Source organism: Streptomyces sp. NRRL S-920 (assembly GCF_000717945.1).
GTDB lineage: Bacteria > Actinomycetota > Actinomycetes > Streptomycetales > Streptomycetaceae > Streptomyces > Streptomyces alboniger.
Genome location: NZ_JODF01000143.1, coordinates 1 through 972, shown reverse-complemented (window position 1 = coordinate 972; position 972 = coordinate 1). Strand labels below are relative to the sequence as shown.

Sequence of the window (972 nt, the reverse complement as noted above, 5' to 3'; positions counted from 1 at the left end):
CATGTCCGTCAGCGATGAGGCCGGGCAGCGCGGCGAGGAGACGGGAGTGCGCGCCCTTGTCGTACAACTCGCGGGCCGCCGCCATCCGGCCATCCAAGGAGCCTTGCCCGGTCGGGGCCGGTGTGTCGGCCAGGGCCTCGTCGAGCCCCATCATCAGGGCGACGGGCCCGGCGGCAGCCGTGGCGGTGAGCAGCGTACGGCGGCGCATCGGGTCCTCCTCGGCGTGCGGACTGGCCGTCACTCTAGTGGCCGTCGGCACCTTCGGGGCGGGTGGCGCCAGGGAAGTCATCAGGATGTGTGGCGGAACGCCGACCTCTTGCGCCGCGCGGTAGACCAGGTCCAGGTCGACGATCCTGCGGCGCCGCTCCAGCCGGGAGATTGTCGCGGGTGCGCAGCCGATCCGGTCGCCGAGGGCGGCAAGGGTCCAGGAGAGATGTTCACGGCCGAGACGGATGAGCGCGCCGGCGCGCCGCTGCTCGGCTAACTCGCGTGCCTTGGGGGTGCTCCAGAACGGGTCAACGGGCACAGGTCCTCCCACGCCGCACGACCGGGGCCCTCCACGGTACGGACGGTTCTTGTCGTGGTCGAGGCTGTTTGCACGACGTGCAAAGCCCTTGCACGACATGGTTGGCGATCACCGTAGGAGGAGGCGGTGCGGTCTGCTGGGTGCAGCGCCCCGAACCACGGGGCACGACCATCGGAGGCATCATGGCAACGGCTGTTGCAGCTCCTCTGGCCACGAACCCGATAAGCGGCCCGGTCCGCTCCGCTCGGGAGGTCGTATCGAGCGGTCTGTGGGACAAGCAGGTCGGGCTGCTCGTGCGCGACTACCCGTACGACTCGATCATGGCAGCCCGGGTTCTCGAACAGGGATACGCCTACCTGCTGACCGCGATGCGGCACCGGGGCGAGGGGCTGGGGCTCGCGCCCAGCAAGCTCGTCGACATCGGCGTCCACACGATCATCCTCGAC

Annotated in this window: 1 protein-coding gene and 1 pseudogene; one reads left to right on the top strand and one right to left on the bottom strand. The window is 69.9% G+C overall.

The genetic code is table 11. From position 1 onward, the window contains the following. Window positions 1–526, bottom strand: a 526-nt coding sequence (locus IG54_RS0137240) for a helix-turn-helix domain-containing protein (protein WP_030795637.1), incomplete at its 3' end; no start/stop codon positions are given. 182 nt (window positions 527–708) lie between these two features. On the opposite strand from IG54_RS0137240, the pseudogene IG54_RS38930 reads away from it, so the two are divergent. Then, window positions 709–972, top strand: a pseudogene (locus IG54_RS38930) (hypothetical protein); the annotation flags it as partial.